Genomic DNA, 22,215 nt, shown 5'->3' on the forward strand with positions numbered 1-22,215 from the left:
GCGTGGGAACGATCAATACGCAAGGCCAATGACATGCCCACCGCCCTCTACCGCTTTATCCTCGCCCTCGCGCTGTTCCTGCCGATGGCCACCCATGCAGGCGACGCCGAAGACTTCGTCGCGGCCAATCCCGTGCAGCAGGCAAAACTCCTGGAATCCTGGGCCGCGCAGCCCGATCCGGCCCGTGTCGAACTGATCAACGCCCTGCAACAAGGCGAACTGACCGTCGACGGCCAACCGAAAACCCTGCGCCTGAATAACCGCCTGCGGGGTCTGATCGACACCGCGTTGGCGAGCCATCAATTGCTCGCCGTCGACCCGAAAATCCGTCTGGCCGCCGCACAGCAATTGCAGAAAAGCGCCAAACCGGCGCAGCTGAAATTCCTCGACCAGCAACTGGCTGGCGAAAAAGACGAAAGCGTTCACGCCGCGTTGAGCCTCGCGCTGGCCAACCTGCAACTGGTGGACAGCGACCCGGCCGTGCGCCTCGCCGCTGTGCGCCTGCTCGGTGAAACCGGTGATCCACTGGCGCGCACGCGCCTCGAAGGCTTGCTCGAGCCCGGCGTCGAGGCTGACGCCGGTGTACGCACCGCCGCCGAAACCAGCCTGGCCCAGGTCAAACGCAAACTGCTGATTGGCGAGATGCTTGGCCAAGCCTTTAGTGGCATGTCGCTGGGTTCGATTCTGCTGCTCGCGGCACTCGGTCTGGCGATCACCTTCGGCCTGCTCGGCGTGATCAACATGGCCCACGGCGAGATGCTGATGCTCGGTGCCTACTCGACTTACGTGGTGCAGCTGATGTTCCAGCGCTTCGCCCCGCAAGCCATCGAGTTCTACCCGTTGATCGCGTTGCCGGTGGCGTTTTTCGTCACGGCCGCCATCGGCATGGCGCTGGAGCGCACGGTGATTCGTCACCTCTACGGCCGCCCTCTGGAAACCCTGCTCGCCACCTGGGGCATCAGCCTGATGCTGATTCAATTGGTGCGCCTGGTGTTCGGCGCGCAGAACGTTGAAGTGGCCAACCCGGCGTGGTTGTCGGGCGGGATTCAAGTGCTGCCCAATCTCGTGTTGCCTTACAACCGCATTGTGATCATCGCCTTCGCCTTGTTTGTGGTGGTGCTGACCTGGCTGCTGCTGAACAAGACGCGCCTCGGTCTGAACGTGCGCGCCGTTACCCAGAACCGCAACATGGCCGCCTGCTGCGGCGTGCCGACCGGGCGCGTGGACATGCTCGCCTTCGGCCTCGGCTCGGGCATCGCCGGGCTCGGTGGCGTAGCCCTGAGCCAGATCGGCAACGTCGGCCCGGACCTCGGCCAGAGCTACATCATCGACTCGTTCCTGGTGGTGGTGCTCGGCGGTGTCGGGCAGTTGGCCGGGAGCGTGCTCGCCGCGTTCGGCCTGGGTATCGCCAACAAAATTCTCGAACCGCAGATCGGTGCGGTGCTCGGCAAAATCCTGATCCTCGCGCTGATCATTCTGTTTATCCAGAAACGTCCGCAAGGCCTCTTCGCACTGAAAGGACGGGTGATCGACTGATGAACCAGCCCCTGCTCGTTACCGCCACACAAAAGGCCGGCCCGAGGGTCACGGTTGCCGTCGGCGCAGTGATCCTTGTTTTGTTGCTGGCGCTGCCGTTGATGTCGCTGCTATCGCCCGTCAGCGTTTTTCACGTCTCGGCGTACACGCTGACATTGGTGGGCAAGATCCTCTGCTACGCCATTGTCGCCCTGGCCCTGGATCTGGTCTGGGGTTACGCCGGCCTGTTGTCCCTCGGCCACGGTCTGTTCTTCGCCCTCGGCGGTTATGCGATGGGCATGTACCTGATGCGCCAAGCCTCGGGGGATGCGCTACCCGCCTTCATGACCTTCCTGTCGTGGACTGAATTGCCGTGGTACTGGACCGGCACCAGTAGCTTCCTCTGGGCCATGTGTCTGGTGGTGCTGGCGCCGGGATTGCTGGCGCTGGTGTTCGGTTTTTTCGCCTTCCGCTCGCGGATCAAGGGCGTGTATTTCTCGATCATGACCCAGGCCCTGACCTTCGCTGGCATGCTGCTGTTTTTCCGCAACGAAACCGGGTTTGGTGGCAACAACGGCTTTACCAACTTCCGCACTATTCTCGGGTTCGGCATCACCGAACCGGGGACGCGCGCGGTGTTGTTTTTTGCCACGGTGATGTTGCTGGTGGCGAGCCTGTTCATCGGTTGGCGCCTGGCGCAAAGCAAGTTCGGCCGCGTGCTGACGGCGCTAAGGGATGCGGAAAACCGCCTGATGTTTTGCGGCTACGACCCGCGTGGTTTCAAACTATTCGTGTGGGTGTTGAGCGCGGTGTTGTGTGGGCTGGCGGGGGCGTTGTATGTGCCGCAAGTCGGGATCATCAACCCGAGCGAAATGTCGCCGACCAACTCGATTGAAGCCGCCGTGTGGGTGGCATTGGGCGGTCGCGGCACACTGATCGGGCCGTTGCTCGGCGCGGGCGTGGTCAACGGGATGAAGAGCTGGTTCACCGTGGCGTTTCCCGAATACTGGCTGTTTTTCCTCGGCGCGCTGTTCATCGTTGTGACCTTGTATCTGCCTAAAGGCGTGATCGGGCTGCTGAAGAAAAGGGGCGAACAATGAGGCTTGTAAAATGAGAGTCACTGCGACGGCGGAATTTATGCTCGAACCGGCGTTTTTCCCGGTGGAACCGAACAAGGACGCGGGCACCAGCCGCGACAACATCGGCTTTGGCCAAAGTGTCGGCCCCGGTCTGGATACCCGCCACGGCACGATCCTGACCCTGGAAGACATCAGCGTCAGCTTCGACGGTTTCAAGGCGCTGAACAATCTGAACCTGTACATCGGCGTCGGCGAATTGCGCTGCATCATCGGCCCCAACGGCGCGGGCAAGACCACGCTGATGGACGTGATCACCGGCAAGACTCGCCCGAGTCACGGCAAGGCCTGGTTCGGCGAAACCCTGGATCTGACGCAGATGAGCGAAGTGCAAATCGCCCAGGCTGGCATCGGGCGCAAGTTCCAGAAACCGACGGTGTTCGAAGCCTTGAGCGTGTTTGAAAACCTGGAGTTGGCGCAGAAAACCGATAAGTCGGTGTGGGCCAGTTTGCGGGCGCGCTTGAGCGGCGAGCAAAAAGATCGCATCAGCGAAGTGCTGGAAACCATTCGCCTGACCACCTCGGTCAATCGCCCGGCAGGCTTGTTGTCTCACGGGCAGAAGCAGTTTCTGGAAATCGGCATGTTGCTGATGCAAGACCCGCAATTGCTGCTGCTCGATGAGCCGGTGGCGGGCATGACCGACGCCGAAACCGAATTCACCGCCGAGCTGTTCAAAAGCCTGGCCGGCAAGCATTCGCTGATGGTGGTGGAACACGACATGGGGTTTGTGGGCTCGATTGCCGACCACGTCACCGTGTTGCACCAGGGCAGCGTGCTGGCGGAAGGGTCGCTGGAGCAGGTGCAGGACAATGAGCGCGTTATCGAGGTTTACCTCGGCCGCTGAGATGATCGTTCCCACGCGACCCGTGGGAATGCCGCCATGGACGCTCCGCGTCCGCCATTATGTGACGCGGAGCGTCACGGGATGCATTCCCACACAGAGCGTGGGAACGATCGCTTAAGGAGAATTCGAAATGCTGCAAGTCGACAAGCTGCATCAGTACTACGGCGGTAGCCACATCCTGCGCGGCCTCTCGTTTGAGGTGAAGGTCGGCGAAGTCACCTGCCTGCTCGGGCGCAACGGCGTGGGCAAGACCACCCTGCTCAAATGCCTGATGGGCCTGCTGCCGTCCAAGGAAGGCGCGGTGAACTGGGAAGGCAAGCCGATCACCACCTTCAAGCCGCACCAACGGGTCCACGCCGGGATCGCCTACGTGCCCCAGGGCCGGGAGATTTTCGGGCGGCTGACCGTGGAAGAAAACCTGCTGATGGGCCTGTCGCGTTTCCCCGGCAGCGAGGCCAAGGAAGTCCCGGCCTTCATCTACGAGCTGTTCCCGGTGTTGCTGCAAATGAAGCAACGCCGTGGCGGGGACTTGTCCGGTGGCCAGCAGCAGCAATTGGCGATTGGACGAGCCTTGGCCAGCCGCCCGCGCCTGCTGATCCTCGACGAACCCACCGAAGGCATCCAGCCGTCGGTGATCAAGGAAATCGGCGCGGTGATCAAGAAGCTTGCGGCCCGGGGCGACATGGCGATTTTGCTGGTGGAGCAGTTTTACGATTTCGCCGCCGAACTGGCCGATCAATACCTGGTGATGTCCCGGGGCGAGATCGTGCAACAGGGTCGCGGTGAAAATATGGAAGCCGAAGGTGTGCGCGGTCTGGTTACGATCTAACCTGTAGCGTCCTAACGATCATTAGAAATCATGAATTTACCTTTACCCACTGTCCTGTTTACCCCGAGTTGGCACGCCGAGCTGGAGCTGGGCTATGCCCGTTTTGGCGACAGCACGCGCCCGGTCCAGCGCCGGCATAAAGGTCCGTTGCGGGTGCAAAAGCACCTGTACGCCGAAGGGCCCGAGGTGTGCCAGCACATCATCGTCCACCCGCCGGGCGGGATTGCCGGTGGTGATCGGCTGGACATCGCTGCCAGCGTCGGCGCCGATGCCTGGGCGCAGATCACCAGCCCTGGCGCCGCCAAGTGGTATCGCGCCGCCGGCCCCGCTTATCAGCAGCTGGAGTTGAAAGTGGCGGCCGGTGCGACACTGGAATGGCTGCCCCAGGAGACGATCATCTTCAGCGCCGCCCAGGCCGAACTCAGCACCTCGATCGACCTTGAAGGCGATGCGCGGTTGTTCTACTGGGACGTGGTGGCGCTGGGTCGCCCGGCCAGCGGCGAGCGGTTTGACCTCGGGCATTTTCAATCACACCTGGATATCCGTCGCGACGGCCAGTTGCTCTGGCACGAACGCCAGCGCATTGTCGGGGGTGATGGTTTGCTCGACTCGCCGATTGGGCTTGATGGTCAGCCGGTGTTTGCGACGTTGCTGGTAACCGGGGAGATTGATAGCGATTTGCTGGAGCGTTGCCGCTCACTGCCCAATGACGTGCGCGGGGATTTGAGCCAGTTGCCGGGGCTGTTGGTGGCGCGGTGCCTGGCCAGTGAAGCGCTGCTGGCGCGGGGCTGGCTGATTGATTTGTGGCGCCTGCTGCGGCCGGCGCTGCTCGGCCGTGAAGCCGTCTCGCCCCGGATATGGAGCACCTGAAACACAATCCCCCTGTAGGAACGCCGCCCGCTCGCTCCTACAGGGTTGTAGTGACCTTTTATCTGCCGATATGGATTCCAAACGATGGACCTGACCCCACGCGAAAAAGACAAGCTGTTGATCTTCACCGCCGGCCTCGTCGCCGAGCGGCGTTTGGCTCGCGGCGTGAAACTCAATTACCCGGAAGCCATGGCCTACATCTCCGCGGCGCTGCTCGAAGGCGCCCGTGACGGTCGCACCGTGGCCGAGCTGATGCACTTCGGCACCACCCTGCTGAGCCGCGAACAAGTGATGGAAGGCATCCCGGAAATGATCCCGGAGATCCAGGTCGAAGCGACGTTCCCCGACGGCACCAAACTGGTCACCGTCCACCAACCGATCGCCTGAGGCCGCGCCATGACTTATCTCATTCGCGATGCGCTGCACGCCGACCTGCCGGCGATCCGCGACATCTACAACGATGCGGTGCTCAACACCACCGCGATCTGGAACGAACAGGCCGTGGACCTGGGCAACCGCCAGGCGTGGTTCAGCGCCCGGCAATCCCAGGGTTATCCGATCCTGGTGATCGTCGACGGTGATAACACCGTGCTGGGCTACGCTTCATTTGGCGACTGGCGGCCGTTCGACGGGTTTCGCCACACCGTCGAGCATTCGGTCTACGTGCGCAGCGACCAGCGCGGCAACGGCCTCGGCCCGCAATTGATGGCCGAGTTGATCGAACGCGCGAAGGGCTGCGACAAGCACGTCATGGTCGCCGCCATCGAAAGCGGCAATGGTGCATCGATTCGATTGCACGATCGCGCCGGTTTCGTCGTCACCGGCCAAATGCCGCAAGTAGGCACCAAGTTCGGCCGCTGGCTGGACCTGACCTTCATGCAACTGACCCTCGACCCGGGTGCCATGCCGCCCGGGGCCCACAAGGAGTGACACCCGATGAACGCCGCCCAACTGCGCCGCGTGAATGTTGAAAGCTTTGCGCACTATCGCCAGGGTTTGATCGATTTGCTGCTGGATGCCGTGGGTTATGGCGCCAGCGTCGGTTTCATGGCCGACCTCGATGCCACCCAGGCCCGGGCCTATTTCGATGAGGTCCAGGCCAATTTGAACAAGGGCAATGTGCTGCTGTGGGTGGTGGTCAAGGACGAGCAGGTGCAAGCCAGTGTGCAACTGACGCTGTGCCAGAAAGCCAATGGCCTGAACCGCGCCGAAGTGCAGAAATTGCTGGTGCGCGAGCACGCGCGTCGCCGTGGACTGGGCCAGCAATTAATGAGCGCCCTGGAACTCGCCGCCCGCCAGCACAAGCGCGGCATGCTTTACCTGGACACCGAGGCCGGCTCCCCTGCCGAAGACTTCTACAAAGCGCTGGGTTACACCCGCGCCGGTCAAATCCCCGACTACGCTTGCGACCCTGCCGGCAACTATCGGCCGACCGCTCTCTACTACAAGATTCTGCAAGGAGTGAATGGATGATTCCCGGTGAATACCAGATCCAGCCCGGCGACATCGAACTCAACGTTGGCCGCCGCACCGTCAGCCTGAAGGTAGCCAACAGCGGCGACCGGCCGATCCAGGTCGGCTCCCATTACCATTTTTTCGAAACCAACGACGCCCTCACCTTCGACCGCGCCGCCAGCCGCGGCATGCGCCTGAACATCCCGGCCGGCACAGCGGTGCGCTTTGAGCCGGGGCAGAGTCGCGAAGTCGAGCTGGTGGATTTGGCCGGGCATCGGCGGGTGTTCGGGTTTGCCGGGCGGATCATGGGTGACCTCGACTGACTGATCGTTCCCACGCTCTGCGTGGGAATGCATCCCGTGACGCTCCGCGTCACATAACGGCGGACGCAGAGCGTCCATGGCGGCATTCCCACGCAGAGCGTGGGAACGATCAACGCCTGTAGGAGCTGTCGAGCGCAGCGAGGCTGCGATAGCGAGCTACGCGAGCGGTCTAAAAAACAATTGAATCTCAAGGCATGCGCATGAAAATCTCAAGACAAGCCTACGCCGACATGTTCGGCCCCACTGTCGGTGACAAGGTGCGCCTGGCCGACACCGAGCTGTGGATCGAAGTGGAAAAAGACTTCACCACCTACGGCGAAGAAGTGAAATTCGGCGGTGGCAAAGTCATCCGCGATGGCCAGGGCCAGAGCCAATTACTGGCGGCCGAAGTGGTCGACACGGTGATCACCAATGCGCTGATCATCGACCATTGGGGCATCGTCAAAGCCGATGTCGGGCTCAAGGACGGACGCATCGCCGGCATCGGCAAGGCCGGCAACCCGGACGTGCAACCGGACGTGACCATCGCCATCGGCGCCAGCACCGAAGTCATCGCCGGTGAAGGCATGATCCTCACCGCCGGCGGCATCGACACCCACATCCACTTCATCTGCCCGCAGCAGATCGAAGAAGCACTGATGAGCGGCGTCACCACCATGATCGGCGGCGGCACCGGCCCAGCAACGGGCACCAACGCCACGACTTGCACCTCGGGGCCATGGCACCTGGCGCGGATGCTTCAAGCGGCGGATGCCTTCCCGATGAACATCGGCCTCACCGGCAAGGGCAACGCCAGCCTGCCGGAGCCATTGATCGAGCAGGTCAAGGCCGGCGCCATCGGCCTCAAGCTGCACGAAGACTGGGGCACCACGCCCGCCAGCATCGACAACTGCCTGAGCGTCGCCGACCAGTACGACGTGCAGGTGGCGATCCACACCGACACCCTCAACGAGTCCGGCTTCGTCGAAACCACCCTCGCCGCGTTCAAGGGCCGCACCATCCACACCTACCACACCGAAGGTGCGGGCGGCGGTCATGCGCCGGACATCATCAAGGCCTGCGGCTTCCCGAACGTGTTGCCGAGCTCGACCAACCCGACCCGGCCGTTCACCCGCAACACCATCGACGAACACCTGGACATGCTGATGGTCTGCCATCACCTGGACCCGAGCATTGCCGAAGACGTGGCGTTCGCCGAAAGCCGCATCCGCCGCGAGACGATTGCCGCCGAAGACATCCTCCACGACCTCGGCGCGTTCTCGATGATCAGCTCCGACAGCCAGGCCATGGGCCGCGTCGGCGAAGTCATCACCCGCACCTGGCAGACCGCCGACAAGATGAAAAAACAGCGTGGCCCGCTGCCCCAGGACGGTGAAGGCAACGACAACTTCCGCGCCAAACGCTACATCGCCAAATACACCATCAACCCGGCGATCACCCACGGCATCAGCCATGAAGTGGGCTCGATCGAAATCGGTAAATGGGCCGACCTGGTACTCTGGCGTCCGGCGTTTTTCGGGGTGAAACCGACGCTGATTCTCAAGGGCGGCGCCATTGCGGCCAGCCTGATGGGCGACGCCAACGCCTCGATCCCGACGCCACAACCGGTGCACTATCGCCCGATGTTCGCCAGCTATGGCGGCTCGCTGCACGCCACCAGCCTGACCTTTATCAGCCAGGCTGCGCAGGACGCCGGATTGCCCGAAGCCCTGGGTTTGAAGAAGAAAATCGCCGTGGTGAAGGGCTGTCGTGACGTGCAGAAAACCGACCTGATCCACAACGACTACCTGCCGAACATCGACGTTGATCCACAGACCTATCAGGTCAAGGCCGACGGCGAATTGCTGTGGTGCGAACCGGCGGAAATCCTGCCGATGGCCCAGCGTTATTTCCTGTTCTGAGGTGATGTAAAAAACCCGCGGCAAGGCGCTATGCCTTGTCGCGGGTGAATCGTTTAAAGCCGTGTATTGATCTCCGGTTCGTCCGGCATCGGTGTGGGCTCAACGGTAAAGGGAATCTCCACCCGTTGCAGTTTGGCCCGGTCAATGGCTTGTCGGGTCAGACGCTTGAACAGCGCCTTTTGCTCATCAGCGATTTCTGCCAGTTCAGCGCTGTACTCGTCCTCGCTCATGACACGACCGGGGGCGATGTCTTCGGCGGGTTTGCCCAGTTCCGTGGCAAGCACCTTGAGTTGCTGCTCCAGACTGAGGGCCTCCGGACCGTCCAGATCCTGAAGCTGCGCCCGTTCATCGAGGGCCGTCCAGAACTCGGTGATGGCCTCGACCTTGCGCTCAAGCCCTTTGAAATCATCGGCGTTCACTTCCTCAAGCCAGGTCTTCCAGAATTCCTGCTGCAGCACCCAGTCCGTCAGCAGCTCGCCTTTTTCCAGGGCCTCGATACGCTGGTAAGCGTCATCAATCATCGCGCGGGTCACCCCGGCCATACGCCGGAATTGCATGCCACGCGCCTGCCAGGGCAGTTCAAGGCGTTCGGCCAGGTCAGTCATGTACGCCAGATGCACCTCGACTTCATCAATCGTGCCGATGACATCACCGTCCGCGTCCACCTGCCTGAGCGCCTCACCCGCCTGCATCCGCTCACTGATCGAATGACTGGCAATCGCGCGCAACTCGTCCAGCCGCGACTTGCCTCGTGCCAGGCTCACCAGTTCGGCTTCGATCAAACCCTCGTTGCCCAACGCATAGGCTTCGTGAATCAACACCTCCACGCCCATCGCGTTGAATAGCGCGGTACCGCCATCGACACAGGCCGTCGGCAAGGTTGCCATGGCAAACAGCCGCTCGCGCAGCGCCGAGTTCTCGGCCATGGCGTCGAGCATGCGCCAGACTTTACGGGTCAGGTTGGCGCGGTAGTCGAGGCTGGCGGTGTAGTCCGCCGAACGGGTCAGCTGCCTTAGCTCCTCAAAAAATCGCAGGGAGTGAAACTCGTCCTCGACCGCGTTCCAGGTGAGCTGCTTCCTCGCCCATTCCGAGCGGCTCAGGCCTTGCTCCCAGTCGATGCTGTCGCGCACGCCTCGCGGCGGAAACGGGCGATCAGGGTCCATGCCCATCGAACGTATGTAGCCTTTGACAATTTCCAGGTTATCCGCCGAGATCCACTCAGGCTCCCGACTGATCACCGACCGCGCGATCAACTCGGCACTGGCCGAACCAGGCTCGACCGCCGGGATCTTGGTCAATTTGTTCAACTGCAACTCCATGTAAAAATGCCGAGGACGTCGCGGCTCAAACAACCCCGGCGGCCAGGTTTTGGCGCCCGTGTCGGCGAGGATCAACGTGTGCAGATCAGGCATGCGGCTGATGTCGGGCAGTCGCCCTAAAGGATTGGAACCCAAGCCCAAGGTGTGCAGGCGGGTCAGTTGCTTGAGCCGGCCGACGTCGTCCGCGCCCAGGACAATCCGGTTACGCGTGACCGACAGTTCGGTCAACTGGCGCAGTTTGCCGATCCGCAAGGGCAGCCGCGTCAGGCGGTTTTCTTCCAGGTTCAGCAGGCGCACCCGACGAAACGGCTTCAGGAAAAACTCTTCGGCGTTGGTCAGTCCGGTGTCACGCAAATTCAGCTCGGTCACATGATCAAAGTTGCCCTCCAGCAACGGCATGGTGCGCAGGTGACGCGGCAATGAAATGCCCCGCAGGTTCAGGCTTTGTCCCAGATAACGACCGGCACCGTCGTAATGGGCGGGGCCGGTTCGTTGCCAGCATTGCTTCAGCGTCTGATAGATCCGGTTGCGCTCGGTTACCTCCTGCACGCCCTCGGGCAACAACCGCCAGTGCTCGGTGGGCGAGTCAATCCAGCGCTGGAATTGCGTGTTGAAGGCATTGAACTCACGCTCAAGATGAATCAGGCAGACCTCGGCCGATCCGCCGATTTGCACGTAGGACTCAAGCAACTCTTCGACGCCGACGTCGAGCAACGTGGGGTAGAGCCTGCGCACCCGCAGCTTGAGGCGGCCGCGCGTGATGGTGCTTTCCACTTGTTGTGGATAACCCTGCATCCCGCCCTTCAAGCGCATGGTGCGTGGATCGTAGGGCGGTTTTCGAACGGGGTTTTGCGCCAGGATCGGCTGCAGGGCGTCATGGGGCAGCGGTTTGTTGAGCACCGTTGCTTTTAGTTGCACCTTCTGATTGATCTCGTAGCCCAGCGCCTTGCGTTCCGTGTCGGGCAAGGCGTGCAGCAGCGCGCCGTATAGATCGTCGGCGCCGTGCAGGTGCAAATCGAGGGCATCCCGGGCTTCGTACAGCCCCTCTTCATCGACCACCAGCACCTTGCGGATCGGCGCATCCGGCGGCCCGACGCTGTCGCGCAACGCGCCGCTGAAAGACAGCTCGCGGACTTCGATGCGCACCCTCGATGACCACCCTGGTAACCCGGCAATGCTATGCAATGCCAGGCGCTCCGTGTCGGTGTTTCTCAGTTCTTCCAGATATAGACCCTCGTAGGCCCGAACCACACGCAGCTGCGCCATGGCTCCCCGCGCCTGCTGCTCGATCCCCAGCGGCAAGCGACTTTTTTCATCGATGAAGCGCAGGTCTTCGGGCGTGGATTGCCTCAACAGGTCCCGCGCGACGTTTCCCGACAACTGCGGATAGTCACGTTGAAGCAGCAGCTGGCGCGGGCCAGCGGCCGCCTCAGCGGTTCTGGTCAACGAGTCGAACAACCGGCGAGTCTGGCGCCCGGCATGCATCGCCAGACGTGCGCGCAAGGCTTCCAGACGTTCGCTCCGAACCGAGGACACGCGCTGGCCCAGCATAGCCAGGATCTCGCTTTCCTCCAGGGAATCCACCACCCTCTCGGCCAGTTTTCCGTTGCGCAGTTGGGTGCGGGTGATCCTGATGGTTTGCTGCGCTGGGGCATCCACATTGCCGTAGGTGATCGACGGCCCGGCGGCGGACTCATCTTCAAACAGCGCTACTGCCCGGGTTTGCGGCCATCCCGGCAACTCGGTGACAAAAGTCGGCAAAAACCCTTCCAGCGGTTCGGCAACCCGGTTATCCAGAATCTGCCGGCCCAGGTCCTCGGCCTCGGCATAGGCCTTGAAGCGTTTGATCGTGTCGGTGAGCAGCGGCGGCGGACTTTCATGCTCGACATGCAACCTGCGCAACACATTGTCATCGACACCGATGACAGTGCGGATCCGGGCTTGTGTCGCGGCGGAGAATTCGTCCATCGAGTGGCCAAGACGCTGCCAGACTCTGGCCGCGTCCCAGGCCATCGGATCTTCCAGCTCGGTGCTCCAGGCGCCGGCGCCGTTATGCGCCAGTTCCGGCTGGTAGGCGTTGGGACGGGTCGGGTGTTCGATGCGGTGCCGACCGGTGTTCGGATCCTCTTTCAATGCGTAGTGTTTGTTGTCCAGCGGCAACACTTTCAGGCCTTCGTGTCGGTGCAATCCCAGCTGATCGGGGCGTGACGCCTCGGGCAACGTCAGCGTGCGCTCATACGGGGCAAGATCAGGTTTCCACAGGCTGGCCTTGCCATCGGGCAGTTCGACAGCCTTGAGGCTATCCACAAACGGCGATGCTTTTATCGGTGTTGGCAGACCCGACGGCAGCACATGCCCGGCGCCCATCAGCGCCAGTTGCGCGCTGTTGATCAGCACCGAGGTGAGGTGCGCCGAGGCTTCGTCGCGATCGCCCTTGCTCCAGTCTTCGAGGCCCTCGGCCAGCTCTTCGAGCAGTTGCGCCACCATGATGCCGAGCATCGCCTCGCCCAACCCCGGCACCAGCATTGCGGCGAAGTTGAAGATGTTCCAGCCGATGTCGAGGTAGCTGGCCAGGCGTTTCCAGCGGCTCTGCGCATCCTCGTCGCCGGTGGGCACGGCGATGCGGCGGGTATCGGCCAACGCCTTATCCCGGCGCTGGGTAAACAGTGCGCTCCACAGGTTGCCGTCGATGAAGTTGGTGATCGGCTCCGGATTCGGATTCTCGACTGCGGTTTCGCGCCACCACGGCCCCATGTCCAGAGGTTCGCGCTGTTTCCAGGTGAAAGTCTTGAGGCGCTCGTTGACCCGGCGGAAAAACACACCCTTATCGTCCTGGGCGACAAACCGGCTGAAAAACTGTTGATAGTCGGGACTGAGCAACTGCCCGATCAGCGTTTTCATGAAATCGGTAAACGAGTCGTACTCCCTGATCGGATGCTCGGGATCGTCCGGGACGTAGGCGATCAGCTTTCCGGTGACACGGCTCTGTTGATAAATATCGTCCTTGCGCAGCAGCTCCTCGGATACACCTTTCGGACCATTGGCGAAAAACGCCTTGAGCAACTTGAACCGCTCGTAATCCTGGCCAGGAAGCACCGGCAACCACTGCGACCAGTCGAGCCAGGTTTTCAGCAACGGCGGTGTCAGCTCATCGATGGCCTGTTTGAGCAGCGTCGGATCGCTGACGGCGCTGAACAACACGATCCCGGTGAGCCTGAAACCCATCAACGACAAACGATGGCAATGCATTGGCGCGCCATACAGATCCCGATTCGGCGCCCCGTCGTGAACCTGCAGCATTTTGCCGAAACCATAGGACGTGATATCGCCCTTGAGCAGGGCGACCAGGGCCGCCAGCTTGAAAGCCGCCTTGTCGCTGGCCACCGACTGCTTTTGCAGTTCAACCCGGGCGGTGGCCTCGGCCGGTGTCAGGATCGCTTTCAGATGCGTTTGATATTGCGCACCGATATCCAGCGAGCGGCACAGGGTGACGAACTGCTCGACGGTCATGGCGTGGCGCAGCGGTGCGCCCTCGGCATCCCGGGTAAACACGCCGGAACCGTCACTGAACGCACCGGCGTCGGCTTCCGAGGCCTCGAAGTTATGCAGGGCCGCATCAAGCAATGTCAGTTGTTTGAAATGATTGGCGCCGGTACTGATGCCGAATATCAGTTTATTCGGTACATACAATCGCAGTTCCGCCGTTCGAACATCCAGTTCAACTTTTAGATTGTCCTTCAAGGCTTTCAACAACAGCGGCTCGGCGAAGTTTCGAATATCCTGCTGCAGTTTATTGATTAACTTGTCGAGTTTGCCTTGCAGCAACCATCGCCGTCCGAACAGATCCTTCAGTTCATCGCGATCGATCTTTCGGGCCTTCAGGTACCAATCCGGAAATGCGCCTGGCGCGGCTTGAAAGGCCAACAATCCGGGGGCCGGGGCCATTTCTTTCGAGTTCAGGATCGCCTGCGTGATGTGATCCGAATGAATGCCAGGCTCACGGGTTCCGGAAACAGATAATTCTTCACGCCCTTCAACTTCTTGCGCATCAGCCATATAACAATCTTCCATGATCATTGTTGGCTTATCAGGCTAGCCAACACCCCGCCAAAACAAAAGATCAAAAAACGGCGAACAAACACCCTGAAAACCCATCAACACTTCAACTATTAGAATTCCGAAAATATATAAATACCACCCGCTCTGGCCACTCTCCTGCAGCCCATGCATTCAACGGTGTTTACCCCGGCATGAAGGCGCTAATATGCACCTCCATCACCGGCCATTTCTGCTCGGGAACACCGTCCATGCGCTTAAGCGAATTCATCGTGGTAGAGGTTGATCATATCGTTGATGAATGGGAGCAGTTCGCCCGTGCGATCACCCCCGACGACAACCTCGATCGCACCACCTTGCGCGATCACGCCCGCGCCATCCTGCTGGCGGCCGCACGGGATATGACCACCGCCCAGACCGCCCAGGAACAAGCGGCCAAGGCCATGGGCGACGGGCCGGAGAAAACCCCAAGCCTGGATCGGGCCGCTGCCAGCCATGGCGAACTGCGGCACAACGTCGGGTTTGACCTGGTGCAGATGACCTCCGAGTTCCGGCATCTGCGCGCCAGCGTCATTCGCCTGTGGGTCAACAGTCTGCAGAGTCCGGACCTGACGTATTTCCAGGACATGATCCGCTTCAACGAAGCCATCGACGAAGCTCTGGCCGAATCCACCGCCGCGTATGCCGAGCAGGTCAACCATTCGCGGGATATCTTCCTCGCGATCCTCGGCCACGACCTGCGGGCGCCGTTGCAGGCGGTGAGCATGTCCACCGAACTGCTGCTGCGCAAAACACAGCTCGAAGGTGACGCCCTGACTTGTGTGCACCACATCAAGCGTGGCACCCGGCACATGGCGGTGATGGTCAGCGATTTACTGGAACTGGTACGCAGCCGACTGGGCAAGAGCCTGCCGATCGAGCCGGCGCCGATGGACATGGCCGACGCGGCGCATGAGGCGATTGCCCAGGCCTGTGCCGGCAACCCGGAATGCGACCCGACCATCACCGTGAACGGCGATACCCGAGGCACCTGGGATGTCGGGCGCATCAATCAGTTGCTGCAAAACCTGATCGGCAATGCCTTGCAGCATGGCGCGAACAAGCGCGACGTCACGGTGGTGCTCAGCGGTGAGCCCGACACGGTGCGCCTGACGGTGCATAACTATGGAGTACCGATTCCGGAAGACACGATCGGCACGATCTTCGACCCACTGGTACGCAGCGCCGACGAAGAACTCGGGCAGCCGTCGACCAGCCTTGGCCTGGGCCTGTTTATCGTCAAGGAAGTGGTGGATGCCCATCAGGGAACGATTGAGGTCAGTTCCAATGAGGTGGATGGGACGTTGTTTACGGTGGTGTTGCCGCGCAAGGTTTGAAACGGGTCACAACAGCCCTGTAGGAGCTGCCGAAGGCTGCGATCTTTTGATCCTGCCTTTGATGTTTGGCGCCCTGCAGGGCAATGGAAAATCAAGATCAAAAGATCGCAGCCTTCGACAGCTCCTACAGGGTCGGGTACAGCCGTCATTTTTATTCGACGACCAACCGTCCAAGTCGCTGCTTGAGCATGCGGTTCTCGGCCCGCAACTGCTGCACTTCCTCAAGCAGGTCCAGCGCCAGGGCGACGCCTTCCCATTCCAGTTCCAGGTCGCGCCGCAGCTTGGCGGCGCGCTTGGCCAGTGCCAATTCATAATCGTTGAAACGCCAATCCTTGGGCGCGGAGCCCTGAGGTTCGAGGATGCCGTGTTCGACGATTTCGATCACGTAGACGTCCGACAAATCGGTCGCCTCACAGAATTCTGCCATGTCCAGTTGAACGATCAGGGGACTGCTCATAGTCAGTAGCTCCAGGGTTCTAGCGGATCAGAAGTTTTCCCGTGGGTCGAACGCGGCTTTCTTCGCCAGCTCTTGCCACAACGCCTTGACCTCATCGTCCGAGCCTTTCGGCATCACAGCCTTGAGTTGCACGAACAGGAAGCCGCGTTCGCCCTTCTTGTTCAGCAAGCCGTGGCCCTTGGCGCGCATGCGCTGGCCATTCTGGCTGCCGGCCGGGACCTTGAGATTGATCTTGCCGGTGAGGGTCGGCACCGCCACTTCAGTGCCCAACGCCAATTCCCACGGCGCCAGCGGCAAGGTGATGATCAGGTTCTCGCCTTCCACATCGAATTTCGGATGCGGGGCAAAACGGATGATCAGGAACAGGTCGCCATTGGCGCCGCCCCCGGTACCCGGAGCGCCCTGGCCCTTGAGGCGAATACGCTCGCCGTCGGCCACACCGGCAGGGATCTTCACGTTCAGGCTTTTCGGGGTGTTGCTGACATGCTGGCCGGCCGCGTTGTACTGCGGCACCTGGAAGGTGACCTTCTTCGATTCGTTCGAGAGGGTTTCTTCCAGAAAAATTCCGAGTTCCATTTCCACGTCTTGCCCTCGACGTCCGGCACTGCGACGCGACTCACCACCACCAAAACCAGGGCCACGGCTGCCGAAGATCGAACTGAAGAAGTCCGAAAAATCGCCCGTATCCTGACCACCACCGAAACCGCCGCCACCACGACCCTGCCAGCCTGGCGGGCCCTGGAACGGTTGGCCGTGTTGGCCGTATTTGCGCAAGTCGTCGTATTCGGCGCGCTTGTCGGCACTTTTCAGCGCTTCATAGGCTTCCGAGGCGTCCTTGAACTTGGCCTCGGCGTCCTTTTCCTTGCTGACGTCGGGGTGGTACTTGCGGGCCAGCTTGCGATAGGCGGCTTTAATCGTCTTATCGTCCGCGGTCGGCTCCACACCGAGAATCTTGTAATAGTCTTTGAAGTCCATCTAAGGATCACCATCCGTTATCAAAATCGCGCCGCGTGCCCCAGCATGCACGTATTACGCGCCGCTGGGTTGACCGATCTCAAGGTTGTGACCGGGCAGCGCATCAGAAGTTTATCGGCAGCGGCGGGCGGTTCTTGCGACCGCCAAATGGCTGCCAGGGTCGATGCAGACAAGTTTGGGGCATCGGTCCCGCTTATCAAGGCGCTATTGACGGTGATTTAGCGGATAGTCGGCCTTCGAATCTTCGCCGCACTGACATACACTGCGCGGCCGTTTTTTAACCGGAACTCGAAAGACATGAAAAACGCATCCCCAGCCCGTGCCTGTGGTATCGACTTCGGCACGTCCAACTCCACCGTCGGCTGGCTACGCCCCGGCATGGAAACGCTGATCGCGCTGGAGGACGACAAGATCACCCTGCCCTCGGTGGTCTTCTTCAACATCGAAGAACGCCGCCCGGTGTACGGCCGGCTGGCGCTGCACGAGTACCTGGAAGGCTACGAAGGCCGGCTGATGCGCTCGCTCAAGAGCCTGCTCGGTTCCAAGCTGATCAAGCACGACACCAGCGTCCTCGGCACGGCGATGCCGTTCAAGGACCTGCTTGGGCTGTTTATCGGCCAGTTGAAGAAGCGCGCCGAAGCCGCCGCTGGTCGCGAATTCGAAGAAGTGGTGCTGGGCCGTCCGGTGTTCTTCGTCGATGATGATGAACTGGCCGACCAGGAAGCGGAAAACACCTTGGTGGATGTGGCCCGCGCCATCGGCTTCAAGGACGTGTCCTTCCAGTACGAGCCGATTGCCGCGGCGTTCGACTACGAGTCGACCATCGAAAAAGAAGAGCTGGTACTGATCGTCGACATCGGCGGTGGTACCTCCGACTTCTCGCTGGTGCGTCTGTCCCCTGAGCGCCGGATGCATGACAACCGTCACGATGACATCCTCGCCACCGGCGGCGTGCACATCGGCGGGACCGATTTCGACAAGCAGTTGAGCCTGCAAGGCCTGATGCCGCTGTTCGGCTACGGCAGCCGGATGAAGAGCGGCGCCTACATGCCCACCAGCCACCACATGAACCTGGCGACCTGGCACACCATCAACTCGGTGTACTCGCAGAAGTCGACCCTGGCCCTGGGCAGCATGCGCTACGACATCGAGGACACCGGCGGCATCGATCGCCTGTTCAAGCTGATCGACCAACGTGCCGGCCACTGGTTGGCCATGGAAGTGGAAGAAACCAAGATCCAGCTGACCCACGCCGACACCCGTCACGTGCCGCTGGACCGCATCGAACCGGGCCTGAGCGTGGAACTGACCCGGGCGCTGTTCGAATCGGCCATCGACAACCTGCTGGAGCGCGTGCGCAACAGCGTCACGCAACTGCTCAACGATGCCAACGTGCGGGTGGATCAAGTGGATACGGTGTTCTTCACCGGCGGTTCGAGCGGGATCCCGGCACTGCGCAACAGCGTCTCGGCGATGCTGCCGAACGCGCGGCATGTGGAAGGGAATATTTTTGGCAGTATCGGCAGTGGTTTGGCGATCGAGGCGATGAAGCGTTACGGCTCGATGGACTGATCCGAAACCGAGTCGCGCCCTTCGCGGGCAAGCCTCGCTCCTACAGGACCACTGATCGTTCCCACGCTCCGCGTGGGAATGCAGCCCGGGACGCTCCGCGTCCCATTCAAGAGCTGAAATGCAGAGCGTCCCTTGAGGCATTTCCACGCGGAGCGTGGGAACGATCATCAACAACGAATCAAACCATCCCCACCAACTTCAACTCACTCTTCAGATACGCGTAATAAATCGGCCCCGCCACCACCCCCGGCAGGCCGAACGCGGCCTCGAACACCAGCATTGCCAGCAGCAACTCCCACGACTTGGCACTGATCTGCCCGCCAACGATGCGCGCGTTGAGGAAGTATTCGAGCTTGTGGATAAAAATCAGGTAACCCAGCGCCGCCACGGCGACCCAGATCGACAGCGACAAACCGACGATGGTGATCAGGGTGTTCGACATCAAGTTGCCGATCACCGGCAGCAGGCCGAGCAGGAAAGTCAGGACGATCAGGGTTTTGGTCAGCGGCAGCTTGATGCCGAACATCGGCAGGATCACCGCCAGGAAAATCCCGGTGAAGAAGGTGTTGAGCAGGGAAATCTTGATCTGAGCGAACACGATGTTGCGGAACGCCTGGACCAGCAGGTGCAAGCGGTCGAACAGCGCGGCGGCCAGCGGCTTGCGCTTGGTCACGTCCGGCACCCGCTGCAACGCGATGATCGCGCCCAGCACCATGCCGATCAGCAACGTCACGAACATGTGCGCCGCGTCCTTGCCCACCAGTTGCAAGTCGCTGAGGTGCTTGCTCATCCATTCGCCGATGGCCACGCGGAATTCGGCGGCGCTGGCCGGCAGGTAAACATCGATGAACGGCGGCAGTTGCCCGCGGGCGCGGTCAACTACGTGCATGAATTTGTCGAGGGAAGCCCCGGGGTTTTCCGCTTCGTGCAATAGGAAACTGATGGCACCGGCAAAGATCAACGCCAGCACACTGACCACCAAAGTGCCCAGCAACGCGACCGCCAGCCAACGGGCGCGGCGACCTTCGATCAGCCGCTGCAATTGCGGCGTGAGCATGTTGACCAGTTCGAACACCAACAACCCGGCCAGCAGGCTGGGCAGCAGGCGCAGCGGGATCACCAGCAGCAGCCCGCCGAAGATGATGAACCAACTGATATACAGTAAGACGTGACGTTGAGAAAACGTTGGCATACAGCCTCAAAACGAACGGCGTAAAAGGATGGGCAGTCTGCCAGCGATCCGAGGTCAGCACTAGAGATTGTGCATAACCCGTAGGGGCAAGGCTTGCCCGCGATGGGTGCGCCGCCAATACCAATGACGGACCGCGTAATCGTTCATCGCGGGCGAGCCATGCGCCTACAGGGCCGGATTATTTTTTCTTCAGGCAATCGCTCATGAAGGTTTTGCGTGCATCGCCCGTGAGAGCTTTGGTCTTGGCGTCAGCGTTGCAGGTTTTCATTTTTTCCTGTTGCGGGGTCAGGACTTTCGCGTCATTGGCGGCCGGCGCGGCTTTGAGGCATGTGCTCATGAAGGTCTTGCGCTCATCGCCCTTGAGGCTTTTCGCCGTAGCGTCAGCATTGCAGGTGGTCATTTTGTTCTGTTGGGCCGTGGCGGCGAAGCCTTGGGAGCAGAGCAGCAAACCGATCATCAACAACGGGACACGCAACATCTTCATGGAGTTTTCTCCTTGTTACCGCACCGATGGATGCGGCCTCGCCTCAAGTGTAGACAAACCCTGTAACACCTTCACCTGGTCTCGAGGTGGCTGCGGCGATATTGCTCCGGCGTGCACCCGGCCTGACGCTGAAACATGGCGATAAATGCCGAACCGGTGCTGTAGCCCATGTCAAAGGCGATGTCCTGAATGCTGCGCTGACTGTCCAACGCTTCGATGGCCGCGAGAAACCGCAGGCGTAGCCGCCATTCGCCGAAACTCATCCCCAGTTCGCGCACGAATTGCCGGGCCAGGGTGCGCTCGCTGACGTGAATCTGCGCCGCCCAGTCAGCCAATGGCCGGTTGTCCCCCGGCTCGGCCTGTAAGGCTTCAAGTATTCCGAGCAGCCCCGGACTGCTGGCGTAGGGCAAATAACAGGCGTGTTCGGGGGCCTGCTGCAATTGATCCACCAGCACCTGCGCCAGACGGATGTCGGTTTCCTGTTCAGGAATCTTCACATCACGGGCGGCGAAGTCTTTGAGGATCGCTTTGAGAATGTCGCTGATGGCCAGGGTGCACGCCTGTTGCGGCAGATCGCGGCACAGCGACGGCGCCAGGCACACGGCGCGGTAGTTGATCGGTTGGTTGCTGTAGAAGCTGTGCTCGGTCTGCGGCGGCACCCACACGGCGTACTGCGGTGGCGACATGAAGCGGCTGCTGCCGATTTCCATGTGCAAAACGCCATTGGCCGAGTACTCCAGGGTGCCCCACGGGTGACGGTGCGCCGAGGCGTATTCGTGGGTGTCGAAGTCGGCGTAGCGGAAGTACACCGGGGCCGGCAATTCGCTGAAATCCAGCAGATCGATGTGTTTACTGCTCATGCTGTCCGTCATCAAGGGCCGATTGTCTGGATTGGAGTATAGGCTTGCATCCAGACAAGCGGATAATTGCCCCTCATCAACGTTCTGGTTTCTCTCCCATGCAATATGCGTTTCCCCTGCTGGCCATTTTCATCTGGGCCGGCAATACCGTGATCACCAAGATGTCGGCCGGTGCGATCTTCCCCGCCGAGATCGGTTTCTATCGCTGGCTGCTGGCCGGGATTCTGTTCACGCCATTCATGCTTAAACCGGTCATCGCCCACTGGCCGATGATCCGTCCGAACCTGTGGAAGATTTTCGTCCTCGGCGTGCTCGGCATGGCGGTTTATCAGAGCCTGGCGTACTTCGCGGCGAGCCTGACCACTGCCACCAATATGGGCATCATCCTGTCGTTGATGCCGCTGATGTCGCTGACGATGGCGATTATCAGCCTCGGCCAACGCCTGACCGCCGGTGCGCTGGCCGGTGCGGTGCTGTCCTTTGCCGGTGTTCTGGTGGTGGTGTCGTCCGGCAGCTTGAGCGCGTTGCTGGAGCACGGGGTGAACCTCGGCGACGCAATGATGCTGATCGCAACCCTGGCCTACGCGATCTACAGCACCTTGCTGAAAAAATGGCAGTTACGCCTGCCGCCGCTGGTGTTGCTGTATTTGCAGGTGCTGGTGGCGGTGGTGGTGCTGTTTCCGCTGTTCGTGGCCTCGCCGAAAATTGGCCCGACCTGGCAGAACATCCCGCTGGTGCTCTACGCCTGCCTGCTGGCCTCAATGATCGCGCCCTTGGCGTGGATGCAAGCGGTGGTGCGCCTGGGGCCGAGCCGGACCACGCAGTTTTTCAATCTGCTGCCGTTGATTACAGCGCTGATTGCGGCGGTGGTGTTGCATGAGCAGTTGGCGATGTATCACTTGGTCGGCGGGATGTTGACGTTGGGTGGGGTGATTTTATCGGAGCGTTGGACCACCGTTTTGGGCCGCAAGATTAGCGTTGCCTGAGCTGACGCCTTCGCGGGCAAGCCTCGCTCCTACAGGTTCGGTGATCTGTAGGAGCGAGCGGTGCG

Annotated in this window: 19 protein-coding genes; 13 read left to right on the forward strand and 6 right to left on the reverse strand. The window is 61.0% G+C overall.

The window, feature by feature from the left end; all coding sequences use genetic code 11:
- Window positions 1–33 precede the first annotated feature (33 nt).
- From urtB to ureC, 10 genes are all read left to right on the forward strand, one after another.
- Complete coding sequence (urtB, locus tag HKK52_RS17295) at window positions 34–1,536, forward strand: urea ABC transporter permease subunit UrtB (protein WP_169371832.1); 1,503 nt, start codon at window positions 34–36, stop codon at window positions 1,534–1,536.
- The gene (gene urtC, locus HKK52_RS17300) at window positions 1,536–2,615 is read left to right on the forward strand and encodes an urea ABC transporter permease subunit UrtC (RefSeq protein ID WP_169371833.1); all 1,080 of its coding nucleotides are present in this window, start codon (window positions 1,536–1,538) and stop codon (window positions 2,613–2,615) included. The genes urtB and urtC overlap by 1 nt, the downstream gene beginning before the upstream one ends.
- A gap of 10 nt (window positions 2,616–2,625) precedes the next feature.
- Window positions 2,626–3,495, forward strand: a complete 870-nt coding sequence (gene urtD / locus HKK52_RS17305; protein ID WP_169371834.1) for an urea ABC transporter ATP-binding protein UrtD — start codon at window positions 2,626–2,628, stop codon at window positions 3,493–3,495.
- A gap of 130 nt (window positions 3,496–3,625) precedes the next feature.
- Window positions 3,626–4,324, forward strand: a complete 699-nt coding sequence (gene urtE, locus HKK52_RS17310; protein WP_169371835.1) for an urea ABC transporter ATP-binding subunit UrtE — start codon at window positions 3,626–3,628, stop codon at window positions 4,322–4,324.
- A gap of 30 nt (window positions 4,325–4,354) precedes the next feature.
- On the forward strand, window positions 4,355–5,194 hold the full coding sequence (locus HKK52_RS17315) for an urease accessory protein UreD (RefSeq protein WP_169371836.1): 840 nt from the start codon (window positions 4,355–4,357) through the stop codon (window positions 5,192–5,194).
- An 84-nt stretch (window positions 5,195–5,278) separates the two neighbouring features.
- A complete protein-coding gene (gene ureA, locus HKK52_RS17320; protein ID WP_033055605.1) occupies window positions 5,279–5,581 on the forward strand; it encodes an urease subunit gamma in 303 nt (100 codons plus the stop codon).
- 9 nt (window positions 5,582–5,590) lie between these two features.
- Window positions 5,591–6,124 carry a GNAT family N-acetyltransferase gene (locus HKK52_RS17325; protein ID WP_169371837.1) on the forward strand — a complete coding sequence of 178 codons (534 nt, stop codon included), beginning with the start codon at window positions 5,591–5,593 and terminating at the stop codon, window positions 6,122–6,124.
- 6 nt (window positions 6,125–6,130) lie between these two features.
- The gene (locus HKK52_RS17330; protein ID WP_054044056.1) at window positions 6,131–6,667 is read left to right on the forward strand and encodes a GNAT family N-acetyltransferase; all 537 of its coding nucleotides are present in this window, start codon (window positions 6,131–6,133) and stop codon (window positions 6,665–6,667) included.
- Window positions 6,664–6,972, forward strand: coding sequence for an urease subunit beta (locus HKK52_RS17335; protein WP_109627750.1), 309 nt, complete (start codon window positions 6,664–6,666; stop codon window positions 6,970–6,972). The genes HKK52_RS17330 and HKK52_RS17335 overlap by 4 nt, the downstream gene beginning before the upstream one ends.
- A 200-nt stretch (window positions 6,973–7,172) precedes the next feature.
- Window positions 7,173–8,873 carry an urease subunit alpha gene (ureC, locus tag HKK52_RS17340; protein ID WP_169371838.1) on the forward strand — a complete coding sequence of 567 codons (1,701 nt, stop codon included), beginning with the start codon at window positions 7,173–7,175 and terminating at the stop codon, window positions 8,871–8,873.
- Window positions 8,874–8,926: 53 nt separating this feature from the next.
- Here the strand turns inward: ureC and HKK52_RS17345 are convergent, their stop codons facing one another.
- The gene (locus HKK52_RS17345; RefSeq protein WP_169371839.1) at window positions 8,927–14,248 is read right to left on the reverse strand and encodes a dermonecrotic toxin domain-containing protein; all 5,322 of its coding nucleotides are present in this window, start codon (window positions 14,246–14,248) and stop codon (window positions 8,927–8,929) included.
- Window positions 14,249–14,499: 251 nt separating this feature from the next.
- Here HKK52_RS17345 and HKK52_RS17350 point away from each other — a divergent pair, with 251 nt between their 5' ends.
- The gene (locus HKK52_RS17350; RefSeq protein WP_169371840.1) at window positions 14,500–15,624 is read left to right on the forward strand and encodes a sensor histidine kinase; all 1,125 of its coding nucleotides are present in this window, start codon (window positions 14,500–14,502) and stop codon (window positions 15,622–15,624) included.
- A gap of 151 nt (window positions 15,625–15,775) precedes the next feature.
- Here HKK52_RS17350 and HKK52_RS17355 read toward each other — a convergent pair whose 3' ends face one another.
- Together HKK52_RS17355 and HKK52_RS17360 are read right to left on the reverse strand one after the other, a co-directional pair.
- Entirely contained in the window at window positions 15,776–16,081 is a 306-nt protein-coding gene (locus tag HKK52_RS17355) for a chaperone modulator CbpM (RefSeq protein ID WP_054044061.1), read from the reverse strand.
- A gap of 27 nt (window positions 16,082–16,108) precedes the next feature.
- Window positions 16,109–17,056: a DnaJ C-terminal domain-containing protein gene (locus HKK52_RS17360; protein WP_169371841.1), complete on the reverse strand. Its 948-nt coding sequence runs from the start codon at window positions 17,054–17,056 to the stop codon at window positions 16,109–16,111.
- 297 nt (window positions 17,057–17,353) lie between these two features.
- Here HKK52_RS17360 and HKK52_RS17365 point away from each other — a divergent pair, with 297 nt between their 5' ends.
- Window positions 17,354–18,628 carry an Hsp70 family protein gene (locus tag HKK52_RS17365; protein WP_169371842.1) on the forward strand — a complete coding sequence of 425 codons (1,275 nt, stop codon included), beginning with the start codon at window positions 17,354–17,356 and terminating at the stop codon, window positions 18,626–18,628.
- Between the two features lie 178 nt (window positions 18,629–18,806).
- Here HKK52_RS17365 and HKK52_RS17370 read toward each other — a convergent pair whose 3' ends face one another.
- From HKK52_RS17370 to HKK52_RS17380, 3 genes are all read right to left on the reverse strand, one after another.
- Window positions 18,807–19,820, reverse strand: a complete 1,014-nt coding sequence (locus HKK52_RS17370) for an AI-2E family transporter (protein WP_169371843.1) — start codon at window positions 19,818–19,820, stop codon at window positions 18,807–18,809.
- A 178-nt stretch (window positions 19,821–19,998) separates the two neighbouring features.
- Entirely contained in the window at window positions 19,999–20,304 is a 306-nt protein-coding gene (locus HKK52_RS17375; RefSeq protein ID WP_003221193.1) for a PsiF family protein, read from the reverse strand.
- 71 nt (window positions 20,305–20,375) lie between these two features.
- Window positions 20,376–21,164 carry an AraC family transcriptional regulator gene (locus HKK52_RS17380; RefSeq protein ID WP_178117457.1) on the reverse strand — a complete coding sequence of 263 codons (789 nt, stop codon included), beginning with the start codon at window positions 21,162–21,164 and terminating at the stop codon, window positions 20,376–20,378.
- Window positions 21,165–21,262: 98 nt separating this feature from the next.
- Between HKK52_RS17380 and HKK52_RS17385 the strand changes: the two genes are divergently transcribed.
- A complete protein-coding gene (locus tag HKK52_RS17385; protein ID WP_169371845.1) occupies window positions 21,263–22,150 on the forward strand; it encodes a DMT family transporter in 888 nt (295 codons plus the stop codon).
- Window positions 22,151–22,215 lie beyond the last annotated feature (65 nt).

The sequence above is a fragment of the Pseudomonas sp. ADAK2 genome (genome assembly GCF_012935755.1).
In the GTDB taxonomy this organism is placed as follows: Bacteria; Pseudomonadota; Gammaproteobacteria; order Pseudomonadales; family Pseudomonadaceae; genus Aquipseudomonas.